This is a genomic window from Bacillus sp. 0909A, assembly GCF_036765115.1.
GTDB lineage: Bacteria > Bacillota > Bacilli > Bacillales > Bacillaceae > Bacillus > Bacillus mojavensis.
Genome location: NZ_JBAIZU010000002.1, coordinates 191,807 through 211,721, shown reverse-complemented (window position 1 = coordinate 211,721; position 19,915 = coordinate 191,807). Strand labels below are relative to the sequence as shown.

Sequence of the window (19,915 nt, the reverse complement as noted above, 5' to 3'; positions counted from 1 at the left end):
ATAGAAACGTCTGGTCTTGAAAAAGTTTTAAAAGCAGGGAGCTTGGTGCGATGCAAATTATTCACCGTGTAGCCGTTATGCAAGTCTTAACCGAGCACAGCAAAGAAAAGCTGTTATCTACTTTCACAGAAAAGAAACAAATGCTTGAACGAGAATGCAGCCAGCTCTATTTTCAGCTTAGAAAACATGAAAAAGAACAGCAGAACCCAGATGTAATTGAGCAATTTAAAAAGGCAATAGAAAAACGAAAAGATAATATGAAAATGATCGATTTTCAAATTACCCAAGTACATACATTACCGCTTGGCAGTGAAATGAAAGAAAAGGAAATCGATGCGCTGCTGACCATTAAAGTCGGGGATGACTGGCATGAGAAAACAGCAGCAAACACCATCGTCATAAAAGACGGAACAGTAATTGAAATTCGCCAGAGGTGATCATATGACAAAGCGATGGTTTAATGTCGGTAAAATTGTAAATACCCACGGAATTAAAGGCGAGGTGCGGGTCATTTCAAAAACGGATTTTGCCGAAGAACGGTACAAGCCGGGCAACACGCTGTATTTGTTTATGGACGGACGCCAAGAACCGATAGAGGTAACGGTAAACACGTACAGGCTGCATAAGCAATTTCATCTCCTGCAGTTTAAAGAAAGACAAAGCCTGAATGAAGTAGAGGAACTGAAAAACGCCATCATCAAAGTTCCGGAAGAGGATTTGGGTGAGTTGAATGAGGGAGAATTTTATTTCCACGAAATTATCGGCTGTGAAGTTTTTACTGAAGAAGGCGAACTGATCGGAAAGGTGAAAGAAATTTTAACACCGGGAGCCAATGATGTATGGGTAATCGAGCGTAAAGGTAAAAAAGACGCGCTGATCCCTTACATTGAATCAGTCGTCAAACAGATTGATGTCAGCGAAAAGAAAATTGAGATTCAACTCATGGAAGGATTAATAGACGAATGAAAATCGATTTTTTGACGCTGTTTCCTGACATGTTTGAAGGTGTGCTCGGTTCATCCATTCTTCAAAAAGCCCAAGAAAAAGAAGCAGTGCAGTTCCAGATCGTCAATTTCCGGGAGTATTCTGATAACAAGCATAATACAGTGGATGATTATCCTTACGGAGGCGGAGCAGGTATGGTGCTGAAGCCTCAGCCTGTTTTTGACGCGGTTGAGGACCTGACCTCAAAAGCAGACAGTCCGCCGCGCGTTATCCTCGTCTGCCCGCAAGGTGAGCGTTTCACTCAAAAAAAAGCCGAGGAATTGGCAAAGGAAGAGCATTTGCTGTTTATCTGCGGCCATTATGAAGGCTATGATGAGCGAATCCGTGAGCATTTGGTGACCGATGAAATATCAATTGGCGACTTCGTTCTGACAGGCGGTGAGCTGCCTGCGATGATGATCGCTGACAGTGTCGTCAGGCTGCTTCCGGGTGTGCTTGGCAAAGAGGCTTCCCACATAGAGGATTCGTTCAGTACGGGGCTCTTGGAGCATCCGCATTATACAAGACCGGCAGATTATAAAGGTTTAAAAGTGCCTGAAACACTTCTATCAGGAAACCATGCTAAAATCAAAGAATGGCGGAATAAAGAATCGATCAGAAGAACCTATTTAAGACGCCCGGATCTCCTGAAAGACTATCCGCTGACAGAGCAAGAAAGAAAATGGATTTCTGAATGGGAAAAAGAATAGATTTTATTGCATAGGCTATGAAATTGTGATAAGATACTACTTGTGGCTTGAGCGGGCTTATCCGCTGAAAGCTTGAAAACGATGTTCCGCTGTGCCGGGTTTTGTGGCCAAGAGCATCTGTTGGAAGGAGTTGAAAACGATGCAAAAACTAATTGAAGATATCACAAAAGAACAGCTTCGTACTGATCTTCCTACGTTCCGTCCTGGTGACACTTTACGTGTACACGTAAAAGTTGTTGAGGGTAATCGTGAGCGTATCCAGATTTTTGAAGGTGTTGTGATTAAGCGTCGTGGTGGTGGAATCAGCGAAACGTTCACAGTTCGTAAGATTTCTTACGGTGTTGGCGTTGAACGTACTTTCCCTGTACACACACCAAAAATCGCGAAAATCGAAGTTGTACGTTACGGTAAAGTACGCCGTGCTAAGCTTTACTACCTGCGTGAACTTCGCGGAAAAGCGGCTCGTATTAAAGAAATCAGACGATAATGATAACGAACGAAAAGAGCTTGTTACCAGTAACAAGCTCTTTTTTTATATAGAATTTGAAAATGCCGGTCAGGCATCGTAAAATACATAAAGAACAACTAAGAATCTTGCACACTCAGAAGATAAAGGCGGTGTTTGTGTCACATGACAATCCAGTGGTTCCCTGGCCATATGGCAAAGGCAAGACGGGAAGTAACCGAAAAATTAAAATTAATCGATATCGTATATGAATTGGTAGATGCCAGAATTCCGATGTCCTCAAGAAACCCAATGATTGAAGACATCTTAAAAAATAAGCCGAGAATTATGCTGTTAAATAAAGCTGACAAAGCAGATGCGGCAGTTACACAGCAGTGGAAAGAGCACTTTGAGAACCAAGGAATCCGCTCTCTGTCCATTAATTCTGTAAACGGCCAAGGATTAAATCAAATCGTTCCGGCTTCAAAAGATATCCTGCAGGAGAAATTTGACCGGATGAGGGCAAAAGGTGTGAAGCCAAGAGCGATCCGGGCGTTGATCATCGGCATTCCGAACGTCGGAAAATCAACGCTTATCAACCGGCTGGCAAAGAAAAATATCGCGAAAACCGGAGACAGGCCGGGTATCACAACATCTCAGCAATGGGTCAAAGTCGGAAAAGAATTAGAGCTTTTAGACACTCCGGGGATTCTATGGCCTAAATTTGAGGACGAGCTTGTCGGGTTGAGGCTGGCAGTCACGGGGGCTATTAAAGACTCGATTATCAATCTTCAGGATGTTGCCGTGTTTGGCCTCCGTTTTCTCGAAGAACATTATCCTGAACGGCTTAAAGAGCGCTACGGGCTCGATGAGATACCCGAAGACATTGCGGAGCTGTTTGATGCGATAGGTGAAAAACGCGGCTGCCTCATGAGCGGGGGGCTTATTAACTACGATAAAACGACTGAAGTGATTATTCGTGATATCCGCACAGAAAAGTTCGGGAGGCTGTCATTCGAACAGCCGACGATGTAAAGACCCGCAGAAATGCGGGTCTTTATTTTTTCCTGACCCGACCGATACATACAGTAAGGGAGAAGAGAAAGTGAATACATTAACCGTAAAAGACATTAGAGACCGTCTGCAAGGGGTAAGAGATGACCAGGACCCATTTCTTGTCCAGTGTGAAAATGACCCGAGAAAAAGCGTACAAGCGCTTGTAGAGCAATGGCTGAAAAAGCATGCGAAGGAAAAAGCGCTAAAAGAACAGTGGATGAATATGACCACCTATGAACAGCTTGCGAGAAACAAGGGGTTTCGTTTTATTGCAGGAGTAGACGAAGTAGGCCGGGGCCCATTGGCAGGACCGGTTGTCGCCAGCGCAGTCATCCTTCCTGAGGAATGCGAAATACTTGGACTCACAGACTCAAAAAAGCTTACAGAAAAGAAGCGTGAGGAATATTACGATCTCATTATGAAAGAAGCTGTGGCAGTCGGTATAGGAATTGTAGAAGCAGCTGTTATTGATGAGATCAATATTTATGAAGCCTCAAAATTGGCAATGGTCGAAGCAATCCGCGATTTGTCCGATACCCCCGATTATTTGCTCGTTGACGCGATGACACTGCCGCTCGATACGCCTCAGTCTTCAATTATAAAAGGCGATGCCAAAAGCGTATCTATCGCTGCAGGTGCGTGTATTGCGAAAGTCACGAGGGACCGGATGATGAGCGCATATGCAGAAAAGTATCCGCAGTACGGCTTTGAAAAAAATAAAGGCTATGGGACAAAAGAGCATCTTGAAGCGCTAGCAGCCTACGGACCGACCGATTTGCACCGGAAAACTTTCGCTCCTGTTCAATCTTACAGATAATCTAATGAACAAGGAGGCACCTTTTTGAAATGAACATACGAAATGATGTACAGCAGGCGCTCAAAAACCTTTTTGGTAACACTGCAGCTCCGCGGGAAACATCACATACAACCGACGAATCAAATGCCGTAAAGCGTCTCCTTTTAGGAAAAGTACTTCGTTTATTAGGGGATCAGCATGCACTGATCCAAGTAGGGAATCAAACGATTCAAGGCAAACTTGAAACCCAGCTTCGTCCTCAGGCGTATTACTGGTTTTCCTACGAAAAAAAACCAGCGGAACAGACAGGCCGTCTCCAGGTCGTTCAAAGCTTTGACCAAAATCCCAAAACAATTCAGGATGCAGCGGGCAAGCTTCTGAACGCTATTTCAGTGAAGCCGTCAAACGCCTCCCTTATGATGGCAGGCGCAATGCTGAAAAGCAAAACACCCATCACAGAAAATGATATCAAAACAGCTGTCCGCTGGATGGACACGCTGCCTGCGTCAGACACAAAAAAAGCCATTGAAACAGTTTTATTTGCCTTAAAGCGAGATCTCCCTGTTCATCCCGATGTTTTGAGCGGAGTTCATGCTGTCAAATCGCCTGTACCGCTCCATCAGCACTTATCTCAGCTGATACAGGCTATTCATGAAAATCCTCAGCCGATCCAGGCGCTGACAAAGCTAAGAGAAGCCGTTACAGCACTATTTAATAGCGAAACAGATGTCCATGCAGAACGTCTTATCGAGAAGCTTTTCTCGTTAACGGATCATACCAGATCTGCCTCTTCAGTCAGTACTGCCGGAAACCGGGAGCTTAGCGCAGCAGACGGCTCTGCAGGAAAGGCAAACCGGGCACCTGTAAACCCGCAGGAGCAGCAGCGAAACATACGAGACGGTGCTGCTAAAACTGTCTCAGACATTCCAATGAAAGAAGCAGGAAGGCTGCTGGCCAAACTGACGGAAGCTGCGGATAAAAACGGCAATTCAATCGTAAAAGAAGCAGCGAATTGGATAAAGGCTGTTGTTTCCTCTAGTCAAAATAAGCCCGAGACAGCAGCATCTGTTTTGCAGGCCGCACGAGTTACGGATCAAGAAGCCGATGTATTTTTAAAGGCTGTTCAGCAGACAGCTCCTAATTTAACGGATAAGGCAGATGTTCTTTCCTTTTTATCCAAAGTAAAAATGGCAATAGGCGCGCGAGATGAGCTTGCATTTATTAAAGCGTTTGAACAAGGCACCGCAGTGCTGCCTGATGATATTCAATCAGTCAAGATGGCTCTGCATGCCGCCAGAGCGTCACATGAGTTAGCGGAACCTGTCAAACAGGAAGCGGATCAGCTCTTCCATAAATTAAACGGTCAGCTTCTCATGCAGCAGGATCATCCTTCATACAGCCAAATTGTGATGTCATTTCCGATGTTTTCAAAATCAGGGGTTCAGGACATGACTGTTCTGTTTAAAGGAAAAAAAGAAGCGGATGGAAAGCTCGACCCTTCCCATTGCCGGCTCCTGTTTTTACTGCAATTGGATACGTTAAAAGAAACGGTTGTTGACTGCCTGATACAGCAGCAAGTCATGACGATTACAATTGAGACGGATTTTGAACTTCAGCCGGCCATCGATCCAATGGTGCCCACCCTCAAGCAATCGCTCAAAGAAATGGGCTACAGTCTTTCAGGAGTTAACGCTAAAAAGCGCCTTCGATCTGATGAAATGGCTACAATTGATCAATACATAACAAGCATCAGTGATCAGGAAGTGGATGTGAAAATATGAACGAGCAAACGCCTTTAAGGAAAGCCATAGCTCTCCATTATGACGAAAAAAAAGACAAGGCGCCAAGAGTAATTGCAACCGGAAAGGGCTATGTTGCTGACAACATTATCAAAGAAGCTAAAAAGGCGGGGGTCCCGATCCAAGAAGATCGGACCCTTGTCGAATTAATGCGCCATTTGACTGTGGATGACCAGATCCCGGAAGCTCTTTATGAAACGGTAGCCGAGATTTTTTCTTTCATTTATAGGTTGGACGAAAGTGTAAAAAATAAAAAATAGCCGAAATATTCCCCATTCTCCGCTTGAAATTTATGTTTTTAATAAAATAAAAGTTTGAATGTTTAGAAGGATTTTAAGATTTTGCATCGAACTCTAGACAATTCTTCCAGTATTATATAGAATGAAAGCGCAGTCTATTTTTAGTTTTGTTACATAAGTTAGGAGGATGGGAAATGAATATCCATGAGTACCAGGGAAAAGAAGTCCTCAGAAAATATGGGGTATCTGTTCCTGAAGGTAAAGTGGCTTTTACAGCAGAAGAAGCAGTTGAAAAAGCAAAGAGCTTATCCAGCTCAGTTTATGTCGTAAAGGCTCAAATTCATGCTGGCGGTCGAGGCAAAGCTGGTGGGGTAAAAATAGCAAAATCATTAGACGAAGTAAGAGCGTACGCTGAAGAACTTTTAGGTAAGACCCTTGTTACGCATCAGACGGGTCCGGACGGGCAAGTAATAAAACGCTTACTTATTGAAGAAGGCTGCGATATTAAAAAGGAATACTATGTGGGATTAGTGCTTGACCGTGCCACTTCAAGAATTGTTCTGATGGCCTCTGAAGAAGGCGGAACAGAAATTGAAGAAGTAGCAGAGAAAACACCGGAAAAAATCAAAAAGGCTGTCATTGATCCGGCTGTTGGCCTCCAAGGCTATCAAGCCAGAGAAATTGCATTCGCTATTAATATTCCAAAAGAGCTTGTTGGGAAAGCTGCTAAATTTATGCTTGGACTATACAAAGCGTTTGTGGAGAAAGACTGCTCAATTGCCGAAATCAACCCTCTCGTTGTAACAGGAGACGGGAATGTGATGGCACTTGATGCGAAATTAAATTTTGACAGCAACGCATTATACAGACAAAAAGATATTATGGAATATAGAGATTTGGACGAAGAAGATCCAAAAGAAATTGAAGCGTCTAAATACGATCTGAGCTACATTTCCCTTGATGGAAATATCGGATGCATGGTAAACGGCGCAGGGCTTGCGATGTCCACGATGGATATCATTAAACATTATGGAGGAGAGCCGGCCAACTTCCTTGATGTGGGGGGCGGCGCAACCGCAGAAAAAGTCACGGAAGCATTTAAAATCATTCTTTCTGACCAAAATGTTAAAGGGATTTTCGTCAACATTTTCGGCGGCATTATGAAATGTGATGTCATCGCAGAAGGGGTTGTTGAAGCGACAAGACAAGTCGGTTTAACATTGCCGCTTGTCGTCCGTCTTGAAGGAACAAACGTGGATCTAGGGAAGAAAATCCTTAGTGAATCAGGATTAAATATTACATCTGCGGAATCCATGGCTGACGGCGCGCAGAAAATCGTATCTTTAGTATAGGAAAGAATGAAAGGCAGGGGACCAAATAATGAGTGTTTTTATCAATAAAGATACAAGAGTTATTGTACAAGGGATTACAGGTTCTACCGCTTTATTCCATACGAAGCAGATGCTTGAATACGGCACAAATATCGTGGGCGGTGTGACACCTGGAAAAGGCGGAACAGAAGTGGAAGGGGTACCTGTATTTAATACAGTGGCTGATGCAGTTCATACGACTGGCGCAAATGCGTCTGTTATCTATGTCCCGGCACCTTTTGCGGCTGATGCTATTATGGAAGCGGTAGATGCGGAGCTTGATCTGGTCATTTGCATCACAGAGCATATCCCGGTTTTAGATATGGTAAAAGTGAAACGCTTCATGGAAGGCAAGAAAACGAGATTAATAGGCCCGAACTGCCCTGGCGTCATCACGCCTGAAGAATGTAAAATCGGCATTATGCCCGGATATATCCATAAAAAGGGTCATGTAGGCGTTGTATCGCGTTCAGGAACATTAACATACGAAGCAGTGCATCAGCTGTCAGAAGCGGGTGTAGGACAGTCTACAGCCGTTGGGATCGGCGGCGACCCTGTAAATGGAACCAACTTCATTGATGTTTTAAAAGCGTTTAACGAAGATCCTGATACACACGCTGTCATCATGATCGGCGAAATCGGCGGTACAGCTGAAGAGGAAGCTGCTGAGTGGGTAAAAGCCAACATGACAAAACCGGTAGTCGGATTCATTGGAGGCAAAACAGCACCTCCAGGGAAGCGCATGGGACATGCAGGTGCCATCATTTCCGGCGGAAAAGGCACTGCGGATGAAAAAATCAAAACACTTAACGAATGCGGAATCGAAGTTGCAGAGACACCTTCTGTCATGGGAGAAACATTAATTAAAGTGTTGAAAGAGAAGAATTTATTTGAAACGTGCAAAACACATTAATAGAGAAGGAACAGCCATCTTGGCTGTTCCTGCTTTTGCTGTCAAAAGGAGGTCCTCATATTGGATCAGGCCGCTGCCTGTTTAATCACTTGCAGAATCAATCAATTATTATCCCCTTCTCTTCTATTAAAATGGTGGAAAGCTGATCCGTTAATGTCACTGTCAAACCCTTCATGCGTATTAGAAACTGCTTCACACGGCAAAGTAAAGACTGCGGCATTAAAAAATAAAATAGAAGAACAATATCCCAAACTTCAGTATTTACTCTCTGTATACCATCAGCAAGGCATTGAAGTCATCCCAATATCCTCAGATCAATATCCATTCTGGCTGAAAACCATTTATGATCCGCCTCCTGTGCTGTTTGCAAAAGGTGATATATCCCTTCTTTCTCAAGGGCGTAAAATAGGAATTGTAGGTACGCGACATCCAACAGCCTATGGAATCCAGGTTGTCAATCATCTTACAATAGAGCTTTGCCATAAAAAGTGGGTGATTGTCAGCGGGCTGGCGTCTGGGATTGACGGATTGTCCCATGCGGCAAGTATTAAGGCGAAGGGGCGGACAATCGGAGTCATCGCAGGCGGATTTCAGAACATTTATCCTCGAGAAAATCTTCAATTAGCAGAACACATGGCTAAACACCATCTTCTTCTGTCAGAGCATCCACCTGAAACCAAACCCCAAAAATGGCATTTCCCTATGAGAAACCGTATCATCAGCGGGTTAAGTGAGGGCACATTGTTGTGCAGGGCAAAGAGAAAAGCGGTTCTTTGATTACCGCATACCAAGCGCTGGAACAAGGGAGAGAAGTATTTGCCGTACCCGGTTCTGTATTTGATCCTTACGCCGGAGGTCCTATAAAATTGATCCAAGAGGGGGCTAAAGCCATATGGTCAGCAGAGGATATTTATGCAGAGCTTCCTGAGAGAAACGTTCAATATACGGAACCCTTTTGAATTATCGTTTGACAAACAGCATTGTAATATTTAATAATAGTGAGGATTTAAAGTTGCATATTGTTTTCTATTTAAATAATGACGTTCATCATAAAGAATGAAATGTTGAAAGCCAAATAAAGACAGCTGCAAATATAAAATAAAATTTGAAATACTTGAAGAGAGAGAACACCTCTTGAGGGGGATGAAAATGTCTGATTATCTAGTCATCGTGGAATCGCCCGCTAAGGCGAAAACGATTGAACGTTACTTAGGTAAAAAATATAAAGTGAAAGCATCAATGGGACATGTCCGGGATCTTCCAAAAAGTCAAATGGGAGTTGACATAGAACAAAATTTCGAACCGAAATATATAACCATTCGAGGTAAAGGTCCGGTATTAAAAGAGCTGAAAACCGCTGCCAAAAAAGCGAAAAAAGTTTATCTCGCAGCCGACCCCGACAGAGAAGGGGAAGCGATTGCATGGCACTTGGCCCACAGCCTTGACCTGGATCTTAATTCAGACTGCCGTGTTGTGTTTAACGAAATTACGAAAGACGCAATTAAAGAATCATTTAAGCATCCCCGCATGATCAATATGGATTTGGTGGATGCACAGCAGGCGAGACGTATATTAGACAGGCTCGTCGGATATAAAATCAGCCCAATTCTTTGGAAAAAAGTTAAAAAAGGGCTCAGCGCTGGCCGTGTTCAATCTGTTGCCCTCCGTTTAATTATTGATCGTGAAAAGGAAATTAACGACTTTAAGCCAGAGGAATATTGGACAATAGACGGCACGTTCTTAAAAGGACAGGAGACGTTTGAAGCGAGCTTTTTCGGTAAAAACGGAAAAAAACTTCCTTTAAAGAGCGAAGCGGATGTAAAAGACATACTTTCTCAGCTCAAAGGCAATAAGTATACAGTTGAAAAAGTAACTAAAAAGGAACGGAAACGCAATCCGGCCTTGCCATTTACAACTTCAACCCTTCAGCAGGAAGCAGCGCGCAAGCTCAATTTCAGAGCGAAGAAAACGATGATGATTGCCCAGCAATTATATGAAGGAATTGATCTGGGAAAAGAAGGAACTGTCGGTTTGATCACGTATATGAGAACGGATTCAACCCGTATTTCCAATACAGCAGTTGATGAAGCGGCAGCGTTTATTGATCAAACGTACGGAAAAGAGTACTTAGGCGGCAAAAGAAAGCCCGCTAAAAAGAATGAAAATGCTCAGGATGCCCACGAAGCGATCCGCCCGACGTCGGTTCTCAGAAAACCAAGCGAATTAAAAGCAGTCCTTGGCAGAGATCAGCTGAGACTGTATAAATTAATTTGGGAGCGTTTTGTTGCCAGCCAAATGGCATCTGCTGTTTTAGATACAATGAGTGTTGATTTGACAAACAACGGTTTGACTTTTCGTGCAAACGGAAGTAAAGTCAAGTTTTCCGGGTTTATGAAAGTGTATGTTGAAGGCAAAGACGATCAATTGGAAGAAAAAGACCGGATGCTGCCTGACCTGCAAGAGGGAGACACTGTTTTATCTAAGGATATAGAACCGGAACAGCATTTTACCCAGCCGCCTCCGCGCTATACTGAGGCCCGATTGGTTAAAACGCTTGAAGAACTCGGTATCGGCCGTCCTTCCACTTATGCTCCGACGCTTGATACGATTCAGCGGCGAGGGTACGTTGGTCTGGATAATAAACGGTTTGTTCCCACAGAATTAGGGCAGATCGTGCTTGAACTGATCATGGAATTTTTCCCTGAAATCATTAACGTTGAGTTTACGGCAAAAATGGAAAAAGACCTTGATAATGTTGAGGAAGGCAATATAGAATGGGTACAGATTATTGATAACTTCTATACCGATTTTGAAAAGCGCGTGAAAAAAGCCGAATCAGAAATGAAGGAAGTTGAAATTGAGCCTGAATATGCCGGAGAAGATTGTGAATTGTGCAGTTCTCCTATGGTGTATAAAATGGGCCGATACGGTAAATTCCTAGCTTGCTCCAATTTCCCCGATTGCCGGAATACAAAGCCGATTGTCAAACAAATCGGTGTGAAGTGCCCGAGCTGCGGAGAAGGAAATATTGTTGAGCGAAAATCGAAAAAGAAACGGATTTTTTACGGCTGTGACCGTTATCCGGACTGTGAATTCGTTTCCTGGGACAAACCAATTGAACGAAAATGTCCGAAATGCGGAAAAATGCTTGTTGAGAAAAAACTCAAAAAAGGCATACAAGTCCAATGCGTGGAATGCGATTATAAGGAAGAACCACAGAAGTAGCGGTGAGCAGGGTCTTGCTCACCTTCTTTGTGTGTGTTAAAAGAAGACAATGAATAATAAACTAGGAGATGTGAAAGATGAACCAACAAACAGTGAATGTAATTGGAGCCGGACTTGCAGGCAGTGAAGCGGCATGGCAGCTTGCCAAACGGGGGATTCAAGTCAGATTATATGAAATGCGCCCTGTCAAACAGACGCCTGCCCATCATACTGATAAATTTGCAGAACTGGTATGCAGCAACTCTTTACGCTCCAATACACTTGCTAACGCTGTAGGTGTATTAAAAGAAGAAATGCGTGCGCTTGATTCAGCAATTATCGCTGCGGCTGACGAATGCTCAGTGCCTGCCGGCGGCGCACTCGCGGTAGACCGGCACGAATTTGCGGCAAGTGTGACAAACCGGGTGAAAAACCATCCCAACGTTACTGTTATTAATGAAGAAGTAACAGAAATACCGGAAGGACCAACAATTATCGCAACTGGTCCGTTAACTTCAGAATCATTGTCTGCACAGTTAAAAGAGCTTACTGGAGAAGACTATTTATACTTCTATGATGCAGCGGCGCCTATCGTAGAGAAAGACAGCCTTGATATGGATAAAGTGTATTTGAAATCCCGTTATGACAAAGGAGAAGCGGCTTATCTAAACTGCCCGATGACAGAAGAAGAGTTTGACCGATTTCATGAAGCTTTGACTTCAGCGGAAACTGTGCCGTTAAAAGAATTTGAAAAAGAGATTTTCTTTGAAGGCTGCATGCCGATTGAAGTAATGGCAAAACGAGGAAAGAAAACAATGCTTTTCGGACCGATGAAGCCAGTGGGATTAGAGCATCCTGTTACCGGAAAACGTCCATATGCAGTCGTTCAGCTTAGACAGGATGATGCGGCGGGAACTCTCTATAATATTGTAGGATTCCAAACTCATTTAAAATGGGGAGACCAAAAGGAAGTCCTCAAATTGATACCCGGACTTGAAAATGTGGAAATCGTCAGATACGGCGTTATGCACAGAAATACATTCATTAATTCTCCAAGCTTGTTAAAGCCGACTTATCAATTTAAAAAACGGAACGATTTGTTCTTCGCAGGACAAATGACGGGAGTAGAAGGATATGTGGAATCTGCTGCTTCTGGACTTGTAGCAGGTATTAATGCGGCTAAACTTGTTTTAGGAGAAGAGCTTGTCACTTTTCCTCAGGAAACAGCAATAGGCAGTATGGCTCACTATATTACAACAACAAACCAGAAGAACTTCCAGCCGATGAACGCAAACTTTGGGCTTTTAAAAGAATTGCCTGTTAAAATTAAAAATAAAAAAGAGCGTAATGAACAGTACGCAAATCGGGCGATCGAGACAATTCAAACAATTTCGAAAACAATATAGGTATTGATTGCAACTTGAACGCGATTTGTGATACCATTTAAAAGCCCTTCCTGGGGAGGTATTTGGCATGGAGAATGTTAAGAATTTCGTAAACTTATTCGTTGAATATTTACAAATTGAAAAAAATTATTCACAATATACTATTGTGAATTATGTGGATTCAATTGAAGAATTCGAGACTTTCCTGCGTGTTCAAGGTATAAATGGATTTGAAGAAGCTGCATATCAAGATACTAGAATTTTTTTGACAGAAGCCTATGAAAAGGGTTTATCAAGAAGAACAATCAGTAAAAAAATTTCTGCATTGAGAAGTTTTTACAAATTTCTGATGCGGGAAAAGCTTGTTGATGATAATCCGTTCCAGCTTGTTCATCTGCCGAAACAAGAGAAACGGATACCGAAGTTTCTATATCAAAAAGAGCTTGAGGAACTGTTTGAAGTTTCAGATATAAGCCAGCCGACCGGCATGAGGGATCAAGCGCTATTAGAGCTTCTCTATGCCACCGGAATGAGGGTCAGTGAATGCTCTTCCATAACGGTTCATGATCTTGATTTATTTATGGACACTGTGCTTGTACACGGGAAAGGCAAGAAGCAGCGTTATATCCCTTTTGGGTCTTACGCCCGTGAAGCGTTGAAGTTATATATGAATAGCGGAAGACAGTGCTTGCTGAAAAAAGCAAAAGAACCTCATGATCTATTATTCGTGAATCAAAGAGGCGGACCGCTTACAGCCCGAGGCATTAGGCACATTTTAAGCGGGCTTGTCAAAAAAGCGTCCGGCACTTTACATATCCATCCGCATATGCTTCGACATACGTTCGCCACTCATCTGTTAAACGAAGGAGCAGATTTGAGGAGCGTTCAAGAACTGCTCGGGCATTCCAATCTGTCTTCGACACAGATATACACGCACGTTTCGAAGGAAATGCTGAGAAACACATATATGTCTCACCATCCAAGAGCTTTTAAGAAAAATTAAAGGAGGCCCTTTATGTCATCTTTTCATGCGACCACAATCTTTGCAGTACAGCATCAGGGACGAAGCGCAATGTCCGGAGACGGTCAAGTTACATTTGGTCAGGCTGTTGTAATGAAACATACTGCGAGAAAAGTAAGAAAACTGTTTAACGGCAAGGTTCTCGCAGGATTTGCGGGATCTGTTGCAGACGCTTTCACTCTATTCGAAAAGTTCGAAGCGAAACTTGAAGAATATAACGGCAACTTAAAACGGGCTGCTGTTGAGCTTGCAAAGGAATGGCGAAGCGACAAAGTGCTTAGAAAGCTTGAAGCCATGCTGATCGTTATGAATCAAGATACCTTGCTTCTCGTATCGGGAACTGGTGAGGTTATCGAACCGGATGACGGCATTCTGGCAATTGGATCAGGCGGCAACTACGCTTTGGCAGCCGGAAGAGCGCTGAAAAAGCATGCCGGTGACAGCATGACTGCAAGTGAGATTGCTAGAGCTGCGCTGGAAACAGCGGGCGAAATTTGTGTATACACGAACGATCAAATCATACTGGAAGAGCTTGAATAGAAAGGACTTGAGGCGCATGGAAAAAACACCGTTAACACCTAGACAGATTGTAGATCGGTTAGACCAATACATCGTCGGTCAGCAAGACGCGAAAAAAGCTGTCGCCGTGGCATTAAGAAACCGCTATAGAAGAAGTCTTCTGGATGAAAAGCTGAAAGACGAGGTCGTTCCGAAAAACATTTTAATGATGGGGCCTACCGGGGTAGGGAAAACTGAAATTGCCAGACGAATCGCTAAGCTTTCAGGTGCGCCATTTATCAAAATTGAAGCAACAAAATTTACAGAAGTCGGCTATGTAGGCAGGGACGTTGAATCAATGGTCAGAGACCTTGTGGAAACTTCTGTTCGTCTTATAAAAGAAGAAAAAATCAACGAAGTGAAGGAGCAGGCTGAAGAAAATGCAAACAAACGCATTGTGCGCCTGTTAGTCCCAGGGAAGAAAAAACAATCAGGCGTTAAAAACCCGTTTGAAATGTTTTTTGGCGGCAGCCAGCCAAACGGCGAAGACGAAACGGAAAGCCAGGAAGAAGCAAACATTGAAGAAAAAAGAAAACGCATGGCTCATCAGCTGGCATTAGGAGAGCTGGAAGACCACTATGTTACTGTAGAAGTTGAAGAGCAACAGCCTTCTATGTTTGACATGCTGCAGGGCTCGGGTATGGAGCAGATGGGCATGAATATGCAGGATGCACTGAGCGGATTGATGCCAAAGAAGAAGAAACGCCGTAAAATGACTGTCAGAGAAGCCAGAAAAGTCCTGACGAATGAAGAAGCAAGCAAACTCATCGATATGGATGAAGTCAGCCAGGAAGCTGTCCATAGAGCAGAAGAGAGCGGAATTATCTTTATCGACGAGATTGATAAAATTGCAAAAAACGGTGGCGCGTCATCTTCAGCTGATGTATCAAGAGAAGGTGTTCAGCGTGATATTCTCCCAATCGTTGAGGGTTCTACCGTTGTCACTAAATACGGTTCAGTTAAAACAGACCATGTATTGTTTATTGCAGCGGGAGCATTTCATATGGCCAAACCATCTGATCTGATTCCTGAACTGCAAGGGCGTTTTCCAATTCGTGTAGAACTGAGCAAACTGACGGTTGACGATTTCGTGAGAATCTTAGTTGAACCTGATAACGCGCTCTTAAAACAATATCAGGCATTATTACAGACAGAAGGTATATCTCTTGAATTTTCTGACGAAGCTATTCATAAGATTGCTGAAGTCGCCTATCATGTGAATCAGGAAACAGATAATATCGGTGCGAGACGCCTTCATACAATACTCGAACGTCTGTTAGAAGATCTTTCTTTTGAAGCCCCGGATGTAACAATGGAGAAAATAACGATTACACCGCAGTATGTGGAAGAAAAGCTCGGAACGATAGCTAAAAACAAAGATTTAAGTCAATTTATATTGTGAAAATTTAATAAGAGGAATGTTTAGGAGGATCATTTACCATGGCTTTATTACAAAAAACAAGAATTATTAACTCCATGCTGCAAGCTGCGGCAGGGAAACCGGTTAACTTTAAAGAAATGGCGGAAACGCTTCGGGATGTAATTGATTCCAATATTTTCGTTGTGAGCCGCAGAGGAAAACTTCTCGGGTACTCTATCAATCAGCAAATTGAAAATGACCGTATGAAAAAAATGCTTGAGGATCGCCAATTCCCAGAGGAATATACGAAGAATCTGTTCAACGTCCCTGAAACATCTTCTAACCTGGATATCAATAGTGAGTATACTGCTTTTCCTGTTGAAAACAGAGACTTGTTCCAAGCTGGTTTAACAACAATTGTGCCGATCATCGGAGGCGGAGAAAGATTAGGTACACTCATTCTTTCACGTTTACAGGATCAGTTTAATGATGATGATTTAATTCTTGCTGAATACGGCGCTACAGTTGTCGGAATGGAAATTCTGAGAGAAAAAGCAGAAGAAATTGAAGAAGAAGCAAGAAGCAAAGCAGTCGTACAAATGGCAATCAGCTCTCTTTCTTATAGTGAGCTTGAAGCAATTGAACACATCTTTGAAGAGCTTGACGGAAACGAAGGTCTTCTTGTTGCAAGTAAGATTGCAGACCGTGTCGGCATTACTCGCTCAGTTATTGTTAACGCACTCAGAAAGCTTGAAAGTGCTGGGGTAATTGAGTCAAGATCATTAGGAATGAAGGGTACTTATATCAAAGTGCTGAACAACAAATTCCTGATTGAATTAGAAAATCTGAAATCGCATTAATGAACAGAAGAACCCCTTAAAAGAGGGGTTCTTTTTTGCATTCAAATAAAGGAAATCAATAAGCTTTATTTCCTGGGCGAAAAGTCTTTCTCTGTAATATGTTAATAAAATTGATGATTTACTTCATAAAAACAGAAAAAAGACGATAAATGAATGGGGAAATACAGAAATTAAGCTATTTTCAGCCTTATATTAATGTAAAAAACGTAGTTCAAATAATCTAGGACTATGTACCTATTTGTAAAATAGATATATATGAGGACATTTTTTTACACGAACTTCATAGACTTTATGCCTGTTATTTCTTACAATAAGCATATGGTTTTACAAATCTCGACAAGGATATTGAGGGTGAAAAAAACTGAAATGGAGGTAAGTGGATTTGAGCCTATTTTCTGGAACGATACAAAATCTTGAAAATGCCTTGGGCAGAGCGAATATTAAGCAAAAAGTCATAACCAATAATATTGCTAATATAGATACACCGAACTATAAGGCGAAAAAAGTCTCTTTCCAAAATTTATTAGATCAAGAATCCTCTCGTCTCGAATCTATAAAAACAGACTATCGGCATGTTGATTTTTCTGATGCTGATTCAAATTATTCAATTGTAACGAGCGGAGATACATCTTATCAGCAAAACGGAAATAACGTTGACGTTGACAAAGAGATGACAGAACTAGCAGAAAATCAGATTAACTATCAAGCTTTAGTTGAAAGAATGAACGGAAAATTCAATTCTCTGAAGACCGTACTAACAGGAGGAAAGTAATGACAGCTTTTCAAAGCTTAAATGTTTCAGCATCAGCTTTAACTGCTCAGCGCCTCAGAATGGATGTTGTATCGTCTAACTTGGCGAATATGGATACGACAAGAGCTAAGCAGGTAAACGGTGAGTGGTTGCCTTACAGAAGGAAAATGGTTTCGCTTCAGTCAAAAGGTGAATCGTTCTCATCGATTTTGAATTCTAAAATGAGCGGCAGCGGCAATGTCGGAAATGGGGTAAAGGTTACAAAAATCACTGAGGATAACTCTGATTTTAATCTGGTCTATGATCCGACCAATCCTGATGCAAACGCTGAAGGATATGTGCAAAAGCCAAATGTTGATCCATTAAAAGAAATGGTTGACCTTGTCAGCAGTACGAGATCATACGAGGCCAATGTCACAGCGATGAATGCCTCAAAGGGAATGCTGATGAAGGCTCTAGAAATCGGAAAGTAAGGTGATGAATGTGATCAATAAAATTTCTCCTTTTCAGGTTCAAAATACTCAAAACACTCAAAATGCAACAAATCAAGTAAACAATAGCCAAAAAACAGATTCTTCAAATCAAACAAGCTTTTCGGAGCTTTTAAAAAACTCTATAAGTTCGTTAAATGAGTCCCAAGTAGCTTCTGACAATATGACTAATGCCTTGGCTTCAGGGAAAGATGTGAATCTTGATGAGGTCATGATCGCCGCTCAAAAAGCAAGCATCTCTCTGACTGCTGCAACTGAGTTCCGCAACAAAGCTGTGGAAGCATACCAGGAGATTATGAGAATGCAAATGTAGGGGGTCTGACGAGAAAGAGAAAGAGTGGAATGACCGGGGGTTAACATGAATCGTACTCTAATGCAAATGAAAAACAAAACGAGTGAGTTTTGGAAAAATAGATCTAAATTACAAAAGATTTTAATGATTGGTGCTTTAGCGGCAATTATCATTCTTGCCATTATTATCAGTATTTTTTCTTCTAATCAGAAAATGGCGCCGCTGTACAAAGATTTGTCAGCTGAAGAAGCCGGACAGATCAAAGAAGAACTGGATGCGAAAAAAGTGCCTAGCGAACTTTCAAATGGCGGTACGGTTATTAAGGTTCCGGAAGATCAGGTTGATTCACTGAAAGTTCAGCTGGCTGCAGAAGGGCTTCCTAAAACCGGATCAATTGATTACTCATTTTTTGGACAGAACGCTGGCTTTGGTTTAACAGATAATGAATTTGATATGGTGAAAGTCAAAGCCACACAAACGGAACTGTCCAATCTGATTAATGAAATGGACGGTATCAAAAATTCAAAAATAATGATTAACCTTCCGAAAGACGCTGTCTTTGTCGGTGAAGAGCAATCAGCAGCATCTGCTTCAATCGTACTGCAGATTCAGCCTGGCTACACACTAGATCAAAGCCAGATCAACGGGTTGTATCATCTGGTATCAAAAAGTGTGCCGAACTTAAAAGAAGATAATATCGTTATCATGGACCAGAACTCTACATACTACGACAAAACAGACAGCGGTTCAGGGTCCTACGCTGATAGTTATTCTTCACAGCAGGGAATTAAATCCCAAGTTGAAAAAGACATTCAAAAACATGTTCAGTCATTGCTTGGAACGATGATGGGGCAGGACAAAGTTGTCGTTTCTGTCACGGCCGATATTGACTTTACAAAAGAAAAACGGACAGAAGACATCGTCGAGCCTGTTGACAAAGAAAACATGGAAGGCATTGCGGTTAGTGCTGAAAAAGTATCGGAAACATATCAGGGAGACGGCGCAGCTAATGGCGGAACTGCCGGAACCGGTGATGAAGATGTAACAAACTATCAAGCTGACGGTGAAAATACCGAAAGTGGGAACTACGAAAAAAGCAGTAATAAAATCAATTATGAGGTTAACCGAATCCATAAAGAAATAGCTGAAAGCCCTTATAAGGTAAGGGATTTAGGGATTCAAGTAATGGTAGAGCCGCCTGATGCCAAAAACACGGCGTCGCTATCAACCGAAAGACAGGATGATATACAAAAAATTCTTTCAACTGTTGTCAGAACATCATTGAATAAGGATGAAACACAAAACCAGAACCTTTCTGATGAAGATATCAGCAATAAAATTGTTGTCTCCGTTCAGCCTTTTGATGGAAAAGTAAGTCTTGATACTGATACGGAAAATTCCTCCGGTATCCCAATGTGGGTATATATCGTTGGGGGCGTTTTGGTAGCAGTCATCATCATTCTGATCATTATGTTTATCAGAAAGAAACGCGCTCAAGAGGATGAATTTGAGGAATACACGTACGAAGTGCCTCAGGAGCCTATCAATTTGCCTGATATAAATGAAGAGGAAAATGAAACAGAGGAAACAGTCAGACGAAAACAGCTTGAAAAGATGGCGAAAGATAAGCCTGAAGACTTTGCGAAACTGCTGAGAAGCTGGCTGGCCGAGGATTAGGAGG

Annotated in this window: 20 protein-coding genes and 1 pseudogene; all 21 read left to right on the top strand. The window is 42.4% G+C overall.

Translation table 11 applies throughout. From position 1 onward, the window contains the following. The first annotated feature begins 50 nt into the window (after positions 1-50). On the top strand, positions 51-437 hold the full coding sequence (locus V6D42_RS06310) for a YlqD family protein (RefSeq protein ID WP_268450196.1): 387 nt from the start codon (positions 51-53) through the stop codon (positions 435-437). Positions 438-441: 4 nt separating this feature from the next. Next, positions 442-966 carry a ribosome maturation factor RimM gene (gene rimM, locus V6D42_RS06305; protein WP_010334227.1) on the top strand — a complete coding sequence of 175 codons (525 nt, stop codon included), beginning with the start codon at positions 442-444 and terminating at the stop codon, positions 964-966. Continuing rightward, on the top strand, positions 963-1,694 hold the full coding sequence (trmD, locus tag V6D42_RS06300; RefSeq protein WP_010334228.1) for a tRNA (guanosine(37)-N1)-methyltransferase TrmD: 732 nt from the start codon (positions 963-965) through the stop codon (positions 1,692-1,694). Before rimM ends, trmD begins: the two co-directional genes overlap by 4 nt. A 139-nt stretch (positions 1,695-1,833) precedes the next feature. Continuing rightward, positions 1,834-2,181, top strand: coding sequence for a 50S ribosomal protein L19 (gene rplS / locus V6D42_RS06295; RefSeq protein WP_010334229.1), 348 nt, complete (start codon positions 1,834-1,836; stop codon positions 2,179-2,181). Between the two features lie 144 nt (positions 2,182-2,325). Continuing rightward, a complete protein-coding gene (ylqF, locus tag V6D42_RS06290) occupies positions 2,326-3,174 on the top strand; it encodes a ribosome biogenesis GTPase YlqF (protein ID WP_010334231.1) in 849 nt (282 codons plus the stop codon). A 70-nt stretch (positions 3,175-3,244) separates the two neighbouring features. After that, positions 3,245-4,012, top strand: coding sequence for a ribonuclease HII (locus V6D42_RS06285; RefSeq protein WP_333512684.1), 768 nt, complete (start codon positions 3,245-3,247; stop codon positions 4,010-4,012). Between the two features lie 29 nt (positions 4,013-4,041). Next, positions 4,042-5,772 (top strand): hypothetical protein, encoded by a 1,731-nt coding sequence (locus tag V6D42_RS06280; RefSeq protein WP_333512683.1) that lies wholly within the window; start codon positions 4,042-4,044, stop codon positions 5,770-5,772. Beyond that, the gene (locus V6D42_RS06275; RefSeq protein WP_326231447.1) at positions 5,769-6,050 is read left to right on the top strand and encodes a FlhB-like flagellar biosynthesis protein; all 282 of its coding nucleotides are present in this window, start codon (positions 5,769-5,771) and stop codon (positions 6,048-6,050) included. The genes V6D42_RS06280 and V6D42_RS06275 overlap by 4 nt, the downstream gene beginning before the upstream one ends. 173 nt (positions 6,051-6,223) lie before the next feature. Beyond that, positions 6,224-7,381: an ADP-forming succinate--CoA ligase subunit beta gene (gene sucC / locus V6D42_RS06270; protein WP_326128302.1), complete on the top strand. Its 1,158-nt coding sequence runs from the start codon at positions 6,224-6,226 to the stop codon at positions 7,379-7,381. Between the two features lie 28 nt (positions 7,382-7,409). Next, complete coding sequence (gene sucD, locus V6D42_RS06265; protein WP_010334236.1) at positions 7,410-8,312, top strand: succinate--CoA ligase subunit alpha; 903 nt, start codon at positions 7,410-7,412, stop codon at positions 8,310-8,312. Between the two features lie 153 nt (positions 8,313-8,465). Next, positions 8,466-9,271 (top strand): annotated as a pseudogene (gene dprA, locus V6D42_RS06260) (DNA-processing protein DprA). 190 nt (positions 9,272-9,461) lie between these two features. Then, on the top strand, positions 9,462-11,537 hold the full coding sequence (gene topA / locus V6D42_RS06255) for a type I DNA topoisomerase (RefSeq protein WP_029441257.1): 2,076 nt from the start codon (positions 9,462-9,464) through the stop codon (positions 11,535-11,537). Between the two features lie 77 nt (positions 11,538-11,614). Then, positions 11,615-12,922, top strand: a complete 1,308-nt coding sequence (gene trmFO, locus V6D42_RS06250; RefSeq protein ID WP_010334239.1) for an FADH(2)-oxidizing methylenetetrahydrofolate--tRNA-(uracil(54)-C(5))-methyltransferase TrmFO — start codon at positions 11,615-11,617, stop codon at positions 12,920-12,922. 67 nt (positions 12,923-12,989) lie between these two features. Next, positions 12,990-13,904: a tyrosine recombinase XerC gene (xerC, locus tag V6D42_RS06245; RefSeq protein ID WP_010334240.1), complete on the top strand. Its 915-nt coding sequence runs from the start codon at positions 12,990-12,992 to the stop codon at positions 13,902-13,904. Positions 13,905-13,916: 12 nt separating this feature from the next. After that, positions 13,917-14,462, top strand: a complete 546-nt coding sequence (clpQ, locus tag V6D42_RS06240) for an ATP-dependent protease subunit ClpQ (protein ID WP_010334241.1) — start codon at positions 13,917-13,919, stop codon at positions 14,460-14,462. A 16-nt stretch (positions 14,463-14,478) separates the two neighbouring features. Further along, positions 14,479-15,882: an HslU--HslV peptidase ATPase subunit gene (gene hslU, locus V6D42_RS06235; RefSeq protein ID WP_029441258.1), complete on the top strand. Its 1,404-nt coding sequence runs from the start codon at positions 14,479-14,481 to the stop codon at positions 15,880-15,882. A gap of 38 nt (positions 15,883-15,920) precedes the next feature. Next, positions 15,921-16,700, top strand: a complete 780-nt coding sequence (gene codY, locus V6D42_RS06230; protein WP_003220850.1) for a GTP-sensing pleiotropic transcriptional regulator CodY — start codon at positions 15,921-15,923, stop codon at positions 16,698-16,700. A 382-nt stretch (positions 16,701-17,082) separates the two neighbouring features. Beyond that, positions 17,083-17,472: a flagellar basal body rod protein FlgB gene (flgB, locus tag V6D42_RS06225; RefSeq protein WP_010334244.1), complete on the top strand. Its 390-nt coding sequence runs from the start codon at positions 17,083-17,085 to the stop codon at positions 17,470-17,472. Next, positions 17,472-17,924, top strand: a complete 453-nt coding sequence (gene flgC / locus V6D42_RS06220) for a flagellar basal body rod protein FlgC (RefSeq protein WP_010334245.1) — start codon at positions 17,472-17,474, stop codon at positions 17,922-17,924. The genes flgB and flgC overlap by 1 nt, the downstream gene beginning before the upstream one ends. Positions 17,925-17,934: 10 nt before the next feature. Next, positions 17,935-18,255, top strand: a complete 321-nt coding sequence (gene fliE / locus V6D42_RS06215) for a flagellar hook-basal body complex protein FliE (RefSeq protein ID WP_333513127.1) — start codon at positions 17,935-17,937, stop codon at positions 18,253-18,255. 45 nt (positions 18,256-18,300) lie between these two features. Further along, positions 18,301-19,911 (top strand): flagellar basal-body MS-ring/collar protein FliF, encoded by a 1,611-nt coding sequence (gene fliF / locus V6D42_RS06210; protein ID WP_333512682.1) that lies wholly within the window; start codon positions 18,301-18,303, stop codon positions 19,909-19,911. The last annotated feature ends 4 nt before the right edge of the window (positions 19,912-19,915 follow it).

What these genes read in the sequence shown, in the direction of transcription:
- V6D42_RS06310 (WP_268450196.1), top strand. Translation starts at nt 51, where the DNA reads ATGCAAATTATTCACCGTGTAGCCGTTATGCAAGTCTTAACCGAGCAC.
- rimM (WP_010334227.1), top strand. Translation starts at nt 442, where the DNA reads ATGACAAAGCGATGGTTTAATGTCGGTAAAATTGTAAATACCCACGGA.
- trmD (WP_010334228.1), top strand. Translation starts at nt 963, where the DNA reads ATGAAAATCGATTTTTTGACGCTGTTTCCTGACATGTTTGAAGGTGTG.
- rplS (WP_010334229.1), top strand. Translation starts at nt 1,834, where the DNA reads ATGCAAAAACTAATTGAAGATATCACAAAAGAACAGCTTCGTACTGAT.
- ylqF (WP_010334231.1), top strand. Translation starts at nt 2,326, where the DNA reads ATGACAATCCAGTGGTTCCCTGGCCATATGGCAAAGGCAAGACGGGAA.
- V6D42_RS06280 (WP_333512683.1), top strand. Translation starts at nt 4,042, where the DNA reads ATGAACATACGAAATGATGTACAGCAGGCGCTCAAAAACCTTTTTGGT.
- V6D42_RS06275 (WP_326231447.1), top strand. Translation starts at nt 5,769, where the DNA reads ATGAACGAGCAAACGCCTTTAAGGAAAGCCATAGCTCTCCATTATGAC.
- sucC (WP_326128302.1), top strand. Translation starts at nt 6,224, where the DNA reads ATGAATATCCATGAGTACCAGGGAAAAGAAGTCCTCAGAAAATATGGG.
- sucD (WP_010334236.1), top strand. Translation starts at nt 7,410, where the DNA reads ATGAGTGTTTTTATCAATAAAGATACAAGAGTTATTGTACAAGGGATT.
- topA (WP_029441257.1), top strand. Translation starts at nt 9,462, where the DNA reads ATGTCTGATTATCTAGTCATCGTGGAATCGCCCGCTAAGGCGAAAACG.
- trmFO (WP_010334239.1), top strand. Translation starts at nt 11,615, where the DNA reads ATGAACCAACAAACAGTGAATGTAATTGGAGCCGGACTTGCAGGCAGT.
- xerC (WP_010334240.1), top strand. Translation starts at nt 12,990, where the DNA reads ATGGAGAATGTTAAGAATTTCGTAAACTTATTCGTTGAATATTTACAA.
- clpQ (WP_010334241.1), top strand. Translation starts at nt 13,917, where the DNA reads ATGTCATCTTTTCATGCGACCACAATCTTTGCAGTACAGCATCAGGGA.
- hslU (WP_029441258.1), top strand. Translation starts at nt 14,479, where the DNA reads ATGGAAAAAACACCGTTAACACCTAGACAGATTGTAGATCGGTTAGAC.
- codY (WP_003220850.1), top strand. Translation starts at nt 15,921, where the DNA reads ATGGCTTTATTACAAAAAACAAGAATTATTAACTCCATGCTGCAAGCT.
- flgC (WP_010334245.1), top strand. Translation starts at nt 17,472, where the DNA reads ATGACAGCTTTTCAAAGCTTAAATGTTTCAGCATCAGCTTTAACTGCT.
- fliF (WP_333512682.1), top strand. Translation starts at nt 18,301, where the DNA reads ATGAATCGTACTCTAATGCAAATGAAAAACAAAACGAGTGAGTTTTGG.